General features: G+C 73.0%; 8 protein-coding genes. All 8 read right to left on the reverse strand.

What is annotated here, in order from left to right:
• Positions 1 to 81 precede the first annotated feature (81 nt).
• The 8 genes from MID12_RS12790 to bldG all read right to left on the reverse strand — a co-directional run bounded on the left by MID12_RS12790 (position 82) and on the right by bldG (position 15,131).
• Positions 82 to 1,287, reverse strand: a complete 1,206-nt coding sequence (locus MID12_RS12790) for a DNA polymerase III subunit delta' (protein WP_263167072.1) — start codon at positions 1,285 to 1,287, stop codon at positions 82 to 84.
• A gap of 397 nt (positions 1,288 to 1,684) precedes the next feature.
• Complete coding sequence (gene tmk, locus MID12_RS12795) at positions 1,685 to 5,155, reverse strand: dTMP kinase (RefSeq protein ID WP_263167075.1); 3,471 nt, start codon at positions 5,153 to 5,155, stop codon at positions 1,685 to 1,687.
• Positions 5,156 to 5,547: 392 nt separating this feature from the next.
• On the reverse strand, positions 5,548 to 8,352 hold the full coding sequence (topA, locus tag MID12_RS12800; protein ID WP_263167076.1) for a type I DNA topoisomerase: 2,805 nt from the start codon (positions 8,350 to 8,352) through the stop codon (positions 5,548 to 5,550).
• Positions 8,353 to 8,785: 433 nt separating this feature from the next.
• Positions 8,786 to 10,360 carry a methyltransferase gene (locus tag MID12_RS12805; protein ID WP_263167078.1) on the reverse strand — a complete coding sequence of 525 codons (1,575 nt, stop codon included), beginning with the start codon at positions 10,358 to 10,360 and terminating at the stop codon, positions 8,786 to 8,788.
• Positions 10,361 to 10,439: 79 nt separating this feature from the next.
• Positions 10,440 to 11,021, reverse strand: a complete 582-nt coding sequence (locus MID12_RS12810) for a small secreted protein (protein WP_078844933.1) — start codon at positions 11,019 to 11,021, stop codon at positions 10,440 to 10,442.
• Positions 11,022 to 11,236: 215 nt separating this feature from the next.
• Positions 11,237 to 13,657: a sodium-translocating pyrophosphatase gene (locus tag MID12_RS12815; protein ID WP_263167083.1), complete on the reverse strand. Its 2,421-nt coding sequence runs from the start codon at positions 13,655 to 13,657 to the stop codon at positions 11,237 to 11,239.
• Between the two features lie 602 nt (positions 13,658 to 14,259).
• Positions 14,260 to 14,685 (reverse strand): ATP-binding protein, encoded by a 426-nt coding sequence (locus MID12_RS12820; RefSeq protein WP_040250124.1) that lies wholly within the window; start codon positions 14,683 to 14,685, stop codon positions 14,260 to 14,262.
• A 104-nt stretch (positions 14,686 to 14,789) separates the two neighbouring features.
• Positions 14,790 to 15,131, reverse strand: coding sequence for an anti-sigma factor antagonist BldG (gene bldG / locus MID12_RS12825; protein WP_040250126.1), 342 nt, complete (start codon positions 15,129 to 15,131; stop codon positions 14,790 to 14,792).
• Positions 15,132 to 15,172: the final 41 nt, after the last annotated feature.

The following is a 15,172-nucleotide window of genomic DNA, read 5'->3' on the forward strand; positions in this document are numbered from 1 at the left end:
CGGGAGGCGAGCGGGAAGAGGGTCGTCGGATCGGGGGCCCCGAGGGAGGGGCGGAGGCCGGGGGCGCGGGCCCCGGGCCGGTCAGCCCGCGCGCAGGGCCAGGGTCATCGCCTCCACCGCGAGGAGGGGGGCCACATTGCTCTCCAGTGCCTCGCGGCAGGCGCCGATGGCCTCGATGCGGCGCAGCGTGGACTCGGGCGAGGTGTCCTGGGCCATCCGCTCCAGGGCGTCCTGGACCTCGGTGTTGGCGAGGGCGGAGCGGGAGCCCAACTGGAGGGCGAGGACGTCGCGGTAGAAGCCGGTGAGGTCGGTGAGGGCGAGGTCGAGGCTGTCGCGTTGGGAACGGGTGCGGCGGCGCTTCTGCTTGTCCTCCAGCTCCTTCATCACGCCCGCGGTGCCGCGCGGCATGCGACCGCCGCTCTGCCCGCCGAGGGCGGCCTTGAGCTCCTCGGTCTCCTTGACGTCGGTCTCCTCGGCGAGTTGGGCCGCCTCCTCGGCCGCCGTGTCGACGAGTTCCTGCGCGGCGCGCAGGGCTCCGCCGACGTCCTCGACGCGCAGCGGCACCTTGAGCACGGCGCGGCGGCGGCTGCGGGCCCGCTCGTCGGTGGCGAGGCGGCGGGCGCGGCCGATGTGCCCCTGGGTGGCGCGCGCCGCGGCCGCGGCCGCCTCGGGCTCGATGCCGTCCCGGCGCACCAGGACGTCGGCGACGGCCTCCACCGGCGGCGTACGCAGCGTCAGCAGGCGGCAGCGGGAGCGGATGGTCGGCAGCACGTCCTCGATGGAGGGCGCGCACAGCAGCCATACGGTACGGGGGGCCGGTTCCTCCACGGCCTTGAGCAGGACGTTGCCCGCGCCCTCGGTGAGCCGGTCCGCGTCCTCCAGGACGATGACCTGCCAGCGCCCCACGGCCGGGGAGAGCTGGGCTCTGCGGACCAGCTCCCGGGTCTCCTTCACGCCGATGGAGAGCAGGTCGGTGCGGACGACCTCGACGTCCGCGTGCGTACCGAGGAGGGCGGTGTGGCAGCCGTCGCAGAATCCGCAGCCGGGGGCGCCGCCCAGCGCGCGGTCGGGGCTGAGGCACTGCAGTGCCGCGGCGAAGGCGCGGGCCGCGGTCGCCCGGCCCGAACCGGGTGGCCCGGTGAAGAGCCAGGCGTGCGTCATCTTCGAGGCCTCGGGCGGGGGTCGGCCCGTCTCCACGGCCGTGACGAGGGCGTCGGCGTCCCGGGCCGCGGCGCCCAGCTGTACCGCGACCTGTTCCTGGCCCACCACGTCGTCCCACACGGTCATGGCTGAGTCACCCGCCTCCTGCCCCGCTGTCTCTCTGTCTTCGGTTCTGCTGTCCTGCTGCCCTGGTCCTTGGTGTCGGCACGCGCCGCTGCCGGCCGTCACCGGCACCCGCGCCCGGGGTGCCGAAGCCCGCCCCGCCGCCGGGCCGCCACGTTCTCGCTGCGGCCATTGTGGTCCACACCTACGACAACCGGGCGCCCTGTGGACAACCTCCGCCGCGCGCCGCGGCCGAACCCGCCCCCGCCGCACACCAGTTCACGCCCACCGCACACGAGCCCGCCCCCGCCGCACGCCGGTCCGCCCCGCCGGACGAAGGCCCGGGCCCCCGCGGTGAGCGGCGGACCCGGGCCCCGTACAGCACACGGCGGAGACATGCTCACCCCACCGGTGGACCGCCTCAGCGCCAGCGGCGGCGGGGCTGCTCGTCCTCGTCCTCGTGCGGGCCGAGGAGTTCGTCGGCGAGGGTCGGGAGGTCGTCCAGCGGGGTCTCCTCGGCCCAGTCGGAGCGGCGGCGCGGGCGGCCGGACTCCGGGTCGATCTGCGGGAGTTCGCGGGTGCGGTCGTTCGCCTCGGGCTGCTCCAGGGGCCGTTGGTCCTGGCCGGAGTCCTCCCGGAAGTAGTGCGAGGGGACCCGGTCGATCGGGTCGCCGCGCTCCTCGCGCACCTGGGGCAGCACCGCGGTCTCGTCGGCCCCGCGGGCCCCCGGCTCCGGCGCCCCGGGCTGGGGCAGCACCGTGGTCTCCTCGGAGTCGTGGTGGTCCTCGGGGCGGACCGGCGGCAGGACCGTGGTCTCCTCCGCGTCCGCGGGCGGGGCCACGACCGGGGTCGGCACCGTGGTCTCGTTGTCCGCACGGCCGCTGTCGTGACGGCCGCTGTCCGCGCGGCCGGTGTCCCGCACCACGGGGTTCTCGACCGTGATCTCGTTGTCCGGGTGGCCGGTCCCGGGCGGCGGGTTGCCCACCATGGGCGTCTCCACCGTGGTCTCGCGGTCCTCGGCGGCTCGTGCCTCGGCGGCGCGGGCGGCCTCCTCGCGGGCCGCCGCCTGCCGGGCCGCCTCGGCGCGGGCGGCCTCCTGTGCCGCGGCGGCCTCGCGCTCCGCGGCCTCCTGGCGGGCGGCCTCCGCGAGGGCGGCTTCCCGCTGGGCGGCCTCCTCCCGTTCGGCGCGCGCCTTCGCCTCGGCGGCCGCGGCCGCGGCGGCCCGGCGCGCCTCCTCGGCGCGCAGCAGGGCCTCCTCCGCCTTGCGCTGCTTCTCCAGGCGGCGCTCCTCGGCCTCGGCGTGCACCCTGGCCTCCTCGGCGGCGACCCGGCGGGCCTCCTCCTCGGCCTTGCGGCGGCGCTCCTCCTCGGCGGCCCTGGCCTGCTCCTCGGCGAGCATGCGGGCCTGCTCCTCCTCGGCCTTGCGGCGGGCCTCCTCGGCGCGCAGCCGGGCGGCCTCGGCCTGGCGTTCGGCCTCGCGGGCCTGGGCCTCCTCGAGTTCGCGGCGCTTGCGCTCCTCCTCCTCGGCGCGGAGGCGGGCGAGTTCGGCCTGCCGCTCGCGCTCCAGGCGCTCCTCCTCGGCCTTGCGCCGCGCCTCTTCCTCCGCGCGGCGCCTGGCCTCCTCCTCGGCGGCCTTGCGCGCCTCCTCGCGGGCCTCGACCTCGGCCTCGGAGAGCGGCAGTACGGTGTCCAGCCGGTGCCGGACGACCGCCGTGACGGCCTCGGGCTCCTGCCCGCCGTCCACCACGAGGTAGCGCCCGGGGTCACCGGCCGCCAGCGTCAGGAACCCGGAGCGCACCCGGGCGTGGAACTCCGCGGGCTCCGACTCGAGCCGGTCCGGCGCCTCCGTGAAGCGCTCGCGCGCCGTCTCGGGCGCGACGTCGAGCAGCACGGTCAGATGGGGTACGAGTCCGTCCGTGGCCCAGCGCGAGATGCGGGCGACCTCGGTCGGCGAGAGATCGCGGCCGGCGCCCTGGTAGGCGACGGAGGAGTCGATGTAGCGGTCGCTGATGACGATGGCGCCGCGTTCCAGGGCGGGCCGTACCACCGTGTCGACGTGCTCGGCGCGGTCGGCCGCGTAGAGCAGGGCCTCGGCGCGGTGCGAGAGGCCCGCGCTGGAGACGTCGAGCAGGATGGAGCGCAGCCGCTTGCCGACCGGGGTGGCGCCCGGCTCGCGGGTGAGCACGACCTCGTGGCCCTTGGCGCGGATCCACTCGGCGAGCGCCTCGGCCTGGGTGGACTTCCCGGAGCCGTCGCCGCCCTCGAGGGCGAGGAAGAAGCCGGTGGCCGACGGCGCCTGGACCGGGTCCGCGCCGCGCAGCGCCTCCCGCAGGTCCTGACGGAGCGGCACCCCGGAGCGGTCGTCGGACTTGGCGAGCACCAGCGCGGCGACCGGCAGCAGCAGCGCGCCGACCAGCATCAGCGTGAAGGCGGCGCCGCCGTGCGCGAAGACGAAGTCGCCGTTGCCGAGGCGGTGCGGGCCGATCGCCGCGGCCAGCAGCGGGGCGGCGAGGGTGCCGAGCGCGACGAACACCCGTACCACCGCCTGCAGATGGGTGGTCATCCGGGCGCGGCGGGGCTCCTCGGTCTCCTGGTCGATCAGGAGGTGGCCGGTGTGGGCGGCGATGCCCGCGGCGGTCGCGCCGAGGGCGAGGATGACGACGACGGTCGCGAGGTCCGGTACGAGTCCGGCGGCGAGCAGGGCGATCCCGGTCACGGCGAGCGAGAGCGCGAGCAGGCGGCGCCGGGAGAGGACCGGCAGTACAGAGGGGGCGAGGCGGATGCCCGCCACGGTGCCGCCGGTCAGGGCGAGCACCAGGAGCCCGTAGGTGACCGGGCCGCCGTCCAGGTCCTTGCCGTGCAGCACGGCGACCGCGACCGCGGCCGAGACCGCCCCGGCGAGGGCGGCGCAGGCGAGCACGAGGAGCGGGATCGCGCCGGTGCGGCCCTTGTCGCGGCCGTCCTGGTGGCGGGGGCGGCGCAGTCCCTCCAGCGGGGAGCGCGGGCGCGGGGTGGCGGTCGCGGGCAGTTCGAGGAAGACGACGACGGACAGCGAGGCGGCGAACAGGCCCGCGGCCACGTACGAGGTGAGCGAGGCCTGGTGCGCGCCGAACCAGTCGATGCCGGTGCCGAGGGCCTTGGTGAGCAGGCCGGTGACGACGAGGGCGGCCGCCGCGAGGGGCACGGCGACGAAGGCGGTGCGCAGCGAGAGGCGGCGCAGCGCGTCCTGGTGGTCGGGCAGCGGGCGCACACTGGCGCCCTCCGGCGGCGGCGCGGGCAGCAGGGCGGGGGCGGCGCTCTCGCGGCAGACGGTCCAGAAGCGCTCGGCGACCCCGGCGACGAAGACGGTGACCAGCAGGACCGCGAGGGCGTTCTGTGGGGACCAGTCGATCCACAGCGGGGCGACGATCAGCAGGAGCGCGCGCAGTCCGTCCGCGCCGGCCATGGTCCAGCGGCGGTCGAGGAGCCCGCCCTCGCGCTTGGCGCCTGCCTCGCGCTTGCCCGCGCCGGGCTGCTTCTCCCCGGTGGCGGTGCCCTTCGCGGGCTTCTCGCGCCGGGTGCCCGGCGCGATGAGGGCGCTGAGCGGGCCGAGCAGGACGGCGCCGAAGAGCAGGGTGGCGAGAATGCGCGCCCCGAAGACCGCGGCGAGCGCGAACGCCACCCCGCGGTAGCCGCCGCCGAACGCGCTCTCCTGGATGGCCGCCTGGAGCACCAGGAGCACCAGGACGAAGAGCGCGAGGACGTCGCCGACCCCGGTGACCAGTTGCGCGCTCCACAGCCGCTTCAGCTGGGGCGCGCGCAGCAGGGCGCGAACGGCGCGCTCCCGGGAATCGGCGGCGAGATCGTCGTCGGGGGCCGCCTGGAAGGCCGCCCGCTGCTCGGTTCGCGTCATCCTGACAGCCTATCCGCAGGCTCCCGCTCGCCGTCGGGCCCGTCCGAACATGTGCACGTCTTCTCTCCGTTTCGGCCCGCCTGCACGGGCCAAAAGGGGGCTGCCCCGCGCGAACCGGACGGGATGTGCTCGCGGGCCGGGCGCGAGTGCGCTCGCAAAGCGGCCCCGGCGCACGCGCGGATCGCGCACGCCGGAGTGGCCAGTTCTCGCGCACGCCCCGCGCCCGCCACCGCCATACGCCCGCGCGCACTCCGCTCGCGTACGCCCCGCCGGATCCGCGCGGCCGACGCCCCGGACCACTCGGCAGACGACAGGGCCGCCCCCGCACCGGAGTGCGGAGGCGGCCGAAGTCGCAGGCGAGCGGGCGCGGACCGGGAACCCGCCCCGAGAGGTCAGTCCTCGGAGCCGCCGGCGGCGGTCTTGGCGGCCGTCGCCTTCTTGGCGGTGCTCTTCTTCGCCGTGGTGGTCTTCTTCGCGGCCGTCTTCTTCGCCGCCGTCTTCTTGGCCGGGGCCTTCTTCGCCGCCTTCTTCGCGGTCTTCTTGGCCGGTCCCTTGGCGCGCTTCTCCGCGAGCAGCTCGAAGCCGCGCTCGGCGGTGATCTCCTCGACGCTGTCGGCGGACCGCAGCGTCGCATTGGTCTCGCCGTCGGTGACGTACGGGCCGAAGCGGCCGTCCTTGACCACCACCGGCTTCCCGCTGACCGGGTCCTCGCCCAGCTCCTTCAGCGGCGGCTTGGCGGCGGCGCGGCCCCGCTGCTTGGGCTGGGCGTAGATCGCGAGGGCCTCGTCGAGGGTGATGCCGAAGATCTGGTCCTCGCTCTGCAGCGAACGCGAGTCCGTGCCCTTCTTCAGGTACGGGCCGTAGCGGCCGTTCTGCGCGGTGATCTCCACGCCCTCGGCGTCCTTGCCGACCACCCGCGGCAGCGACATCAGCCGGAGCGCGTCCTCAAGGGTGACCGTGTCGAGCGCCATCGACTTGAAGAGCGAGGCGGTCCGCGGCTTCACGGCGTTCTTGCCGGTCTTCGGGGTGCCCTCGGGGAGCACCTCGGTGACGTACGGGCCGTAGCGGCCGTCCTTGGCGACGATCTCGTGGCCGCTGACCGGGTCGGTGCCGAGCGCGAAGTCGCCGCTGGGCCGGGCGAGCAGTTCCTCGGCGATCTCGACGGTCAGTTCGTCGGGTGCGAGGTCCTCGGGGATGTCGGCCCGCTGGTGGTTCTCGCTGTCGCGTTCGCCGCGCTCGATGTAGGGGCCGTAGCGGCCGACCCGGAGCACGATCTCGTTGCCGACCGGGAAGGAGGAGACCTCCCGGGCGTCGATGGCGCCGAGGTCGGTCACGAGTTCCTTGAGGCCGCCGAGGTGGTCGCCGTCGCCGTTGCCGGCCTCGGCCGCGACCCCGGTGCCCTCGCCCTCACCGAAGTAGAAGCGCCGCAGCCACGGCACGGCCTGCGCCTCACCGCGCGCGATGCGGTCGAGGTCGTCCTCCATGCGGGCGGTGAAGTCGTAGTCGACCAGCCGCCCGAAGTGCTTCTCCAGGAGGTTGACCACCGCGAAGGAGAGGAAGGAGGGGACGAGCGCGGTGCCCTTCTTGAAGACGTAGCCGCGGTCCAGGATCGTCCCGATGATCGAGGCGTACGTGGAGGGGCGGCCGATCTCCCGCTCCTCCAGCTCCTTGACCAGGCTGGCCTCGGTGTAGCGGGCGGGCGGCTTGGTGGCGTGCCCGTCGGCGGTGATCTCCTCGGCGGAGAGCGCGTCGCCCTCGTTCACCTGGGGCAGGCGGCGCTCGCGGTCGTCCAGCTCGGCGTTGGGGTCGTCCGCGCCCTCCACATAGGCCTTGAGGAAGCCGTGGAAGGTGATCGTCTTGCCGGAGGCGGTGAACTCGGCGTCCCGGCCGTCCGCGGCGGTGCCCGCGATGCGGACGGTGACGCTGTTGCCGGTCGCGTCCTTCATCTGGGAGGCGACGGTGCGCTTCCAGATCAGCTCGTACAGCTTGAACTGGTCGCCGGTCAGGCCGGTCTCGGCCGGGGTGCGGAAACGGTCCCCCGAGGGGCGGATCGCCTCGTGCGCCTCCTGGGCGTTCTTGACCTTGCCCGCGTAGGTGCGCGGCTTCTCCGGCAGGTAGTCGGCGCCGTACAGCTGCGTGACCTGCGCCCGGGCGGCACCCACGGCCGTCTCGGAGAGGGTCGTGGAGTCGGTACGCATATAGGTGATGAAGCCGTTCTCGTACAGCTTCTGCGCGATCTGCATCGTCGACTTCGCACCGAAGCCGAGCTTGCGGCTGGCCTCCTGCTGGAGGGTGGTGGTGCGGAAGGGCGCGTACGGCGAGCGGCGGTACGGCTTCGACTCGACCGCGCGGACCGCGAACGCGGTCTGCTCCAGGGCGGCGGCGAGCGCGCGGGCGTTCGCCTCGTCCAGGTGGAGGGTGTCGCTCTTGAGCCTGCCGAGCGAGTCGAAGTCGCGGCCCTGCGCCACCCGCTTGCCGTCGACCGCGGCGAGCCGGGCGACCAGGGTGGACGGGTCGGAGGCGTCGCCCGCGCGGCCGGTGGCGAAGGTGCCGGTGAGGTCCCAGTACGAGGCGGAGCGGAAGGCGATGCGCTCGCGCTCCCGCTCGACGACCAGGCGGGTGGCCACCGACTGGACGCGGCCCGCCGAGAGCCGCGGCATGACCTTCTTCCACAGGACCGGCGAGACCTCGTAGCCGTAGAGGCGGTCGAGGATGCGGCGGGTCTCCTGGGCGTCGACGAGCTTCTTGTTCAGCTCGCGCGGGTTGGCGACGGCGGAGCGGATCGCGTCCTTGGTGATCTCGTGGAAGACCATCCGGTGGACGGGGATCTTGGGCTTGAGCACTTCCTGCAGGTGCCAGGCGATGGCCTCGCCCTCGCGGTCCTCATCGGTGGCGAGGAAGAGTTCGTCGGAGTCGCGCAGCAGGTCCTTGAGCTTCTTGACCTGCGCCTTCTTGTCCGCGTTGACGACGTAGATGGGCTGGAAGTCGTGCTCCACGTCGACGCCGAGGCGGCGCACCTCACCCGTGTACTTGTCCGGGACCTCGGCGGCACCGTTGGGAAGGTCGCGGATGTGCCCGACGCTTGCCTCGACGACGTACCCGGGGCCGAGATAGCCCTTGATCGTCTTCGCCTTGGCAGGCGACTCGACAATGACGAGTCGGCGGCCGCCCTGCGCGGCCTCGCTGGTCGGGGACAACTTCGCTCTTCTCTCCGTCGGCGCTGTGGCTCCCCGCTCGGCCCTGGGGCCCGGGGGCGGTCTTGGTGCGACGCTGCGGAGTGTGACGGTACAGCCCGCCCCCGTGTCAAACGGGAAAAGCCCGCAACGGCCACTCGAACGGTAACCCGACTACCGGCGTTTCTGCCGCACGGGCCGTCCGCCGGCCGTCCGGGGAGCAGCCGGAGCGCACCCCTTCCCCGCCTCGCCGCCGACCGCCCGGCGAGGGCCCTGGGCCTGGTCAGGACCGCGGCCGGGGCGGTGGCCCGCGGTCCGGTGGCCTGGGCCGCCGGGTCCGCGGGAAATGCCGGAAACCCGTCTGCGGGGACCGGCAGCGAGGCGGGGAGGGACGCCGCCGCGGCGGGCCCGGCGGATGCGACCGGGTTCACATCCGGCGGCGGGCGGCACCGGCCGGTCAGCCCGCGACGGGCTCCAGAAATCCCTGCTCCACCAGGAGGCGGATCTGCGCGGGGGTGCGGTCGCGGAGCAACACCGGGTCCTCGCCGAGCAGTTGGGCGATGGCGTCCAGGATCCGGCCCGCGCTCAGGCTGCCGTCGCAGACCCCGGCGAAGCCCGCGCCGACGGTGTCCACCTCGGTCGCCCGGCGCATGCCCCGGTGCTGGCGCAGCACGACGTGCTCCGGGTCCTCCGCCCCGGGCAGGCCGACCTGCTCCTGCACGACCTCGGCGGCGAGCCGGAAGTGCCCTTCGAGCAGGGCGGCGTCGTCATGCGCCCGCAGATAGTCCTGCCGCATGAAGTGGGCGTGCACCGTGTCGCCGAGCGGCTGCTCCACGGGGTGCGGCCACTCCTCGACGGTGATCGAGGGCTCGGCGGTGGCATTGCGGCGCAGCGTGATCCAGCCGAAGCCGATCGCCTTGGTGCCGCTCGCCTCGAACTCCTGGAGCCAGGCGTCGTAGCGCGCGGCGTACCGGGCCGGATCGCCGCGGTGCGCCCCGGCGTCCCGCAGCCACAGCTCCACGTACTGGGTGATGTCCTGGACCTCGCGCTGCACGATCCAGGCGTCGCAGCCGCGCGGCACCCAGGAGCGGAGCCGCTCGGTCCACTCCTCGCCCTCGATGTGCTGCCAGTTGGCCAGAAACTGCGCGTACCCCCTCTCGTTGAGCCGCTCCCCCACCTGCTGAACGAGCGTCCGGCACAGATCGTCCCCGTTCATCCCGCCGTCCCGGTAGACGAGCCGCCCCGCGCCCTGCTCGCCGGAAGCGGCGGTCTCCTCGCCGGAGGGCCCCGCGGGCGAGATCACGAAGGGCGGATTGGAGACGACGAGGTCGAAGGTGCGCTCCCCCACCGGATCGAAGAGCGAGCCCTGGAGCAGGTCCGCCTCGGCCGCCCCGGAGAGCGCCAGGGTCAGCCGGGTGATCTCCAGCGCGCGCGGGTTGACGTCGGTGGCGCTCACCCGGGTCGCGTGCCGCGCCGCGTGCAGGGCCTGGACGCCGGATCCGGTGCCGAGGTCGAGGGCGGAGTCCACCGGGGTGCGCACCGTGATCTGCGCCAGCGTGGTGGAGGCGCCGCCCACGCCGAGGACGACGCCCTCGTCGGCGCTGCCGATGCCGCCCGCCCCGCCGACCGCGCAGCCCAGGTCGGAGACGATGAACCAGTCCTCGCCCGCAGGACCGCCGTAGGGCCGTACGTCGACGACCGCGGCCACCTCGCCCTCGCCGGTCGGCACCAGCCAGCCGCCGGCCAGGCAGTCCGCCACCGGCAGCGCCTTGGCGGCGCCCTCCCGCGGCACCGGCTGCTGGAGCAGGAAGAGCCGGACGAGCGTTTCGAGCGGCGAGTCCCCGCGGGTGGCGCGCAGCGCGGGCACCGTCTCGCTGCGGGCGAGCGCCGCGTAGGCGGGCGCGCCGAGGAGTTCGAGCAGGCCGTCCGCGGTGAAGTCGCAGGCGAGCAGCGCCTCGCGCAGCCGCGCGGCCACGTCGGTGCGGTCGGATGAGGGCAGCGGTGTGCGGCGGGAAGTACTCACGCGCCCCATTGTGTCCGCTCGGCGGCGGCCCTCGCGCGGACGCGCATCCGGGCCCGCGGGTCCGGATGCGCGTCGGGGGGAGCCCGGGTCAGCTGCTGGCGGGCGGCGCGGAGGCGTTCTTGCAGCTCTCCTGCTTCGCCATCGCCTTGCCGACGTCGCCCTCCTCCAGGTCCTGCAGGGCGTTGTTGCCGCTCTTGCTCAGCTTGTCGAGTTCGGTGGCGATGCCCTTCAGGCCGTCCGCGAACTTCGACTGGTCACCGGCGTCGAGCTTGTCCACCCGCGTCTTGAGGTCGCCGTACGACTTCGAGATGCCGTTCAGCTCCTTCACCGCGTTCTTCTGCTTGTCCTCGCCGCCGTCCACCGGCGGGGCGCCCGCGTCGTCGACCGCCTTGCCGATCGCCTTGTACGCGTCGGACATGTCCTGGAAGGCCTTGGAGTCGGTCTTCTGGACGTCCTTCGGGCTGCTGTTGTCCGAGGTCTGCTTCTGGATGGCCGCGTTGGCGTCCTCGATCTTCCGGGCCTGCGGCTGGACGTCATCGCAGACGGACTTGGCCCACTTGTCCAGTTCCTCGTTCTTGTCGTCGCCGCAACCGGACAGCGCCAGTACGAGTACCGCACCGCCGGACAGTGCGGCAGCAAGCTTCTTGTTCACCGGTTTGGTCCCTTCCATGGCTCTCGGCCCCGGAACTTACACGCCAAGTGGGCGACATCCGCGCGTCGTGCCAGCGATATGACTGCTATTGCAGCCATTTGCACCAAGGGAGAGAAGCCTCACGGGGTTCCGCGGAAACCGCGAGGGGCGGAGGGCGCGTCAATTCGCGCTCTCCGCCCACCGTTTGACGCCGAGTCGGCTGACCCGGGTCGCCGGGACCGCCCCGGTGCGGACTACGGCACCGGGGCCGCCCCCGCCGACTGCGCCGGCCGGTCGGGGCCGCCGCCCGCCGTCTCCTCGCCGTCCTCCATGGCGATGCCGCGGCGCTTGGAGACGTACACCGCGCCGATGATGACGAGCAGCGAGACCACGGCGATCAGCGCGCGCACGCCCGCGCTCGCGTCCTCGCCGTAGCTGAACTTCACCACCGCGGGGGCGATGAGCAGCGCCACCAGGTTCATCACCTTCAGCAGCGGGTTGATCGCCGGGCCCGCGGTGTCCTTGAAGGGGTCGCCGACGGTGTCGCCGATGACGGTGGCCTCGTGCGCCTCGCTGCCCTTGCCGCCGTGGTGCCCGTCCTCCACGAGCTTCTTGGCGTTGTCCCAGGCGCCACCGGAGTTGGCGAGGAAGACGGCCATCAGCGTGCCGGTGCCGATCGCCCCGGCCAGATAGGCGCCGAGCGCGCCGACCCCGAGGGTGAAGCCGACCGCGATGGGCGCCATGACCGCGAGCAGTCCCGGCGTGGCCAGCTCCCGCAGGGCGTCCTTGGTGCAGATGTCGACGACCCGCCCGTACTCCGGCTTCTCGGTGTAGTCCATGATCCCGGGCTTCTCGCGGAACTGCCGCCGCACCTCGTAGACCACGGCGCCCGCCGAGCGCGAGACCGCGTTGATGGCGAGCCCGGAGAAGAGGAAGACGACCGCCGCGCCCGCGATCAGGCCGACCAGGTTGTTCGGCTGCGAGATGTCCATCAGCAGGTTCAGCGGCGCGTCCTTGCCGCTGACGCTCTCCCCGACGTCGTCCGCCGCGCTCACGATCGCGTCGCGGTACGAGCCGAAGAGCGCCGCCGCGGCGAGCACCGCCGTCGCGATCGCGATGCCCTTGGTGATCGCCTTGGTGGTGTTGCCGACCGCGTCGAGGTCGGTGAGCACCTGCGCGCCCGCGCCCTCGACATCGCCCGACATCTCGGCGATGCCCTGCGCGTTGTCGGAGACCGGCCCGAAGGTGTCCATCGCGACGATGACGCCGACGGTGGTCAGCAGCCCGGTACCGGCGAGCGCCACCGCGAACAGCGCCAGCATGATCGAGGTGCCGCCGAGCAGGAAGGCCCCGTACACCCCGAGCCCGATCAGGACCGCCGTGTAGACCGCCGACTCCAGGCCGAGCGAGATCCCGGCGAGGACGACGGTCGCGGGCCCGGTGAGCGAGGACTTGCCGATGTCGCGCACCGGACGCCGGCTGGTCTCGGTGAAGTAGCCGGTCAACTGCTGGATGAGCGCGGCCATCACGATGCCGATCGCCACCGCGAGCAGCGCGAGCAGCCGCGGATCGCCGTCCTTCCCGCTGATCGCCCCGTCGGTGACGCCGTCCAGATCGGCGTACGAGGACGGCAGGTACGCGTAGACGGCCGCGGCCACCAGCACCAGCGAGATCACGGCGGAGAGGAAGAAGCCGCGGTTGATGGCGGACATCCCGCTGCGGTCGGAGCGCCGGGGCGCCACCGCGAAGATGCCGATCATCGCGGTCACCACACCGATCGCCGGAACGATCAGCGGGAAGGCGAGCCCCGCGTCCCCGAAGGCGACCTTGCCGAGGATCAGCGCGGCCACCAGGGTCACGGCATAGGACTCGAAGAGGTCCGCCGCCATGCCCGCGCAGTCGCCGACGTTGTCACCGACGTTGTCGGCGATGGTGGCGGCGTTGCGCGGATCGTCCTCGGGGATGCCCTGCTCGACCTTGCCGACGAGGTCCGCGCCGACATCGGCGGCCTTGGTGAAGATGCCGCCGCCGACCCGCATGAACATCGCGATCAGGGCCGCCCCGAGGCCGAAGCCCTCGAGCACCTTGGGCGCGTCCGCCGCGTAGACGAGGACGACGGTGGAGGCACCGAGCAGGCCGAGGCCGACCGTGAACATGCCCACCACTCCGCCGGTGCGAAATGCGATCTTCATCGCCCGGTGCGAAACAGTGGTGAGATCTTTCAGCGCTTCCCCTTCTCCGGGAGTCGCCTCTCTCGCCGCAGCCGCCACACGCACATTGCTGCGCACCGCGAGCCACATACCGATATAGCCGGTGGCCGCGGAGAATGCCGCGCCGATGAGGAAGAACAGCGACCGGCCGATCCGCTGATTCCAGTCGTCCGCGGGCAGCAGCATGAGCAGGAAGAACACCACCACCGCGAAAACCGCGAGTGTTCTCAACTGCCGGGCCAGATAGGCGTTCGCGCCTTCCTGGACCGCGGCGGCGATCTTCTTCATGCTGTCGGTGCCCTCGCCCGCCGCCAGGACCTGCCGGACCAGGACCGCGGCGACCACCAGGGCCGCGAGCGCCACGGCGCCGATGAGGATCACGATGAGCCGGTTGCCGTCGGTCAGTTCCGCGGCTGCGAGAGTGTGGGAATGGTCGAACCGCTGTGGGAGGGATAGCCCCGCCATTCGTCCTCCTTGACGCTGGGGCTGAGCTCACGATGTGGACGAAGATTCTAGAGACCGGGCACTCATCAATACAGAGCACTGCAATAGGAATTACTGCCCGTGAGGGGCCCGGAAATCGATCACTCCGCCGAGAACAGCCCGAACGTGCTAATGCCCCTAAAGCATTGAGCGCCCCCGCCCACCGGAATTTCACGGACCGGCACGGAAGCGGTAACCGCTGTTCATGGCTGTGCACTGGCGTTCCGGACGGTGCCGCTTCGCCACCGGAGAACCCGTGAGGCGGCCCCCGCCACTCGCGCTCCACCGCCCACCGCCGCGGGCCCGCCACCGCTCAGAAGACGGCCGCCCCGCGTGCCGCCCGTTCCGGAGCGTAGGCAGCGGAACCCGGACGTGGGGCTGAGCCGTACGGAGGAGGAGGTCCCTACCGGCTCATGCGGCTCGTCCGGCTCGCCCGGCTCGTACGAAGGGGGTGCCGGGGCTTTGGCTCATACGGACTCGTGCGGAGGAGTCCGGAGCGCGGGTGGTTCGGAGGTACGCGGGGGTGTGGTCCGGCAACGGCCGCGAGACGGGCGGAGCGGGGCTCAGCGCGGGGGCGGGACCACTCAGGCGACGGGCTCGGGATGGTCGGGCGTGGTGGGCCAGGACATCCGGATGAGGCCGCCGTTCTCACCGGCGGAGACCTCGACATCGTCGACGAGTCCGCTGATGACCGCGAGACCCATCTCGTCCTCGCTCTCGGCGTCGCCGTCCTCGGCACCGGAGGCGGAGTCGCCGCCGCTGGGTGCCTCGTCGCCCACCTCGATGGAGAACTGCTTCTCGTCCTCGATCAACTGCACATGCACCGGGGCCGCGATACTGCTCGCCTGATGGAGGCCCACGGCACGGCTGCAGGCCTCGCCGACGGCGAGGCGCACCTCGTCCAGTACGGCCTCGTCCACTCCGGCACGGCGCGCCACCGCGGCCGCCACGAGCCTGGCGGTCCTGACGTGCTCGGGCTGCGCGCTGAAGCGGAGCTCAACGGTGGCCATGCATCCCCCTCGGATGTACGGACGAACTGTCAGGGGGCCGGGCCCAGGGCCCGGTCCCCCGGCTGATCCGCCCCGGGCACACGGCCCGGAGCGACACCAGGATCTCAGTCGGTGGCAGCTACCGCTTCCTCGACCGACTGGTGGATCGGGAAGACCTTCGTCAGTCCGGTGATCCGGAAGATCTTCAGAATGCGCTCCTGGTTGCAGACGAGACGCAGCGAACCCTCATGGGCACGCACACGCTTCAGTCCGCCCACGAGCACGCCGAGACCGGTGGAGTCGAGGAAGTCCACGCCCTCCATGTCGACGACGAGATGAAAACTCCCGTCGTTGACCAGCTCGACCAGCTGCTCACGCAGCTTGGGCGCGGTGTACACATCGATTTCGCCACCGACCTCGACGACCGTGCGATCGCCGACGGTACGGGTCGACAGGGACAGGTCCACGAATCCTCCAGCACCTTGCTCTCGAGCGGTCGCCCTAGGGA

This window comes from Streptomyces sp. SCSIO ZS0520 (assembly GCF_025643355.1).
Classification (GTDB): domain Bacteria; phylum Actinomycetota; class Actinomycetes; order Streptomycetales; family Streptomycetaceae; genus Streptomyces; species Streptomyces physcomitrii.

Excerpts from the sequence above, each read along its gene's own strand:
- MID12_RS12790 (WP_263167072.1), bottom strand. The coding sequence starts at position 1,287 with ATGACCGTGTGGGACGACGTGGTGGGCCAGGAACAGGTCGCGGTACAG.
- tmk (WP_263167075.1), bottom strand. The coding sequence starts at position 5,155 with ATGACGCGAACCGAGCAGCGGGCGGCCTTCCAGGCGGCCCCCGACGAC.
- MID12_RS12805 (WP_263167078.1), bottom strand. The coding sequence starts at position 10,360 with ATGGGGCGCGTGAGTACTTCCCGCCGCACACCGCTGCCCTCATCCGAC.
- MID12_RS12810 (WP_078844933.1), bottom strand. The coding sequence starts at position 11,021 with ATGGAAGGGACCAAACCGGTGAACAAGAAGCTTGCTGCCGCACTGTCC.
- MID12_RS12815 (WP_263167083.1), bottom strand. The coding sequence starts at position 13,657 with ATGGCGGGGCTATCCCTCCCACAGCGGTTCGACCATTCCCACACTCTC.
- MID12_RS12820 (WP_040250124.1), bottom strand. The coding sequence starts at position 14,685 with ATGGCCACCGTTGAGCTCCGCTTCAGCGCGCAGCCCGAGCACGTCAGG.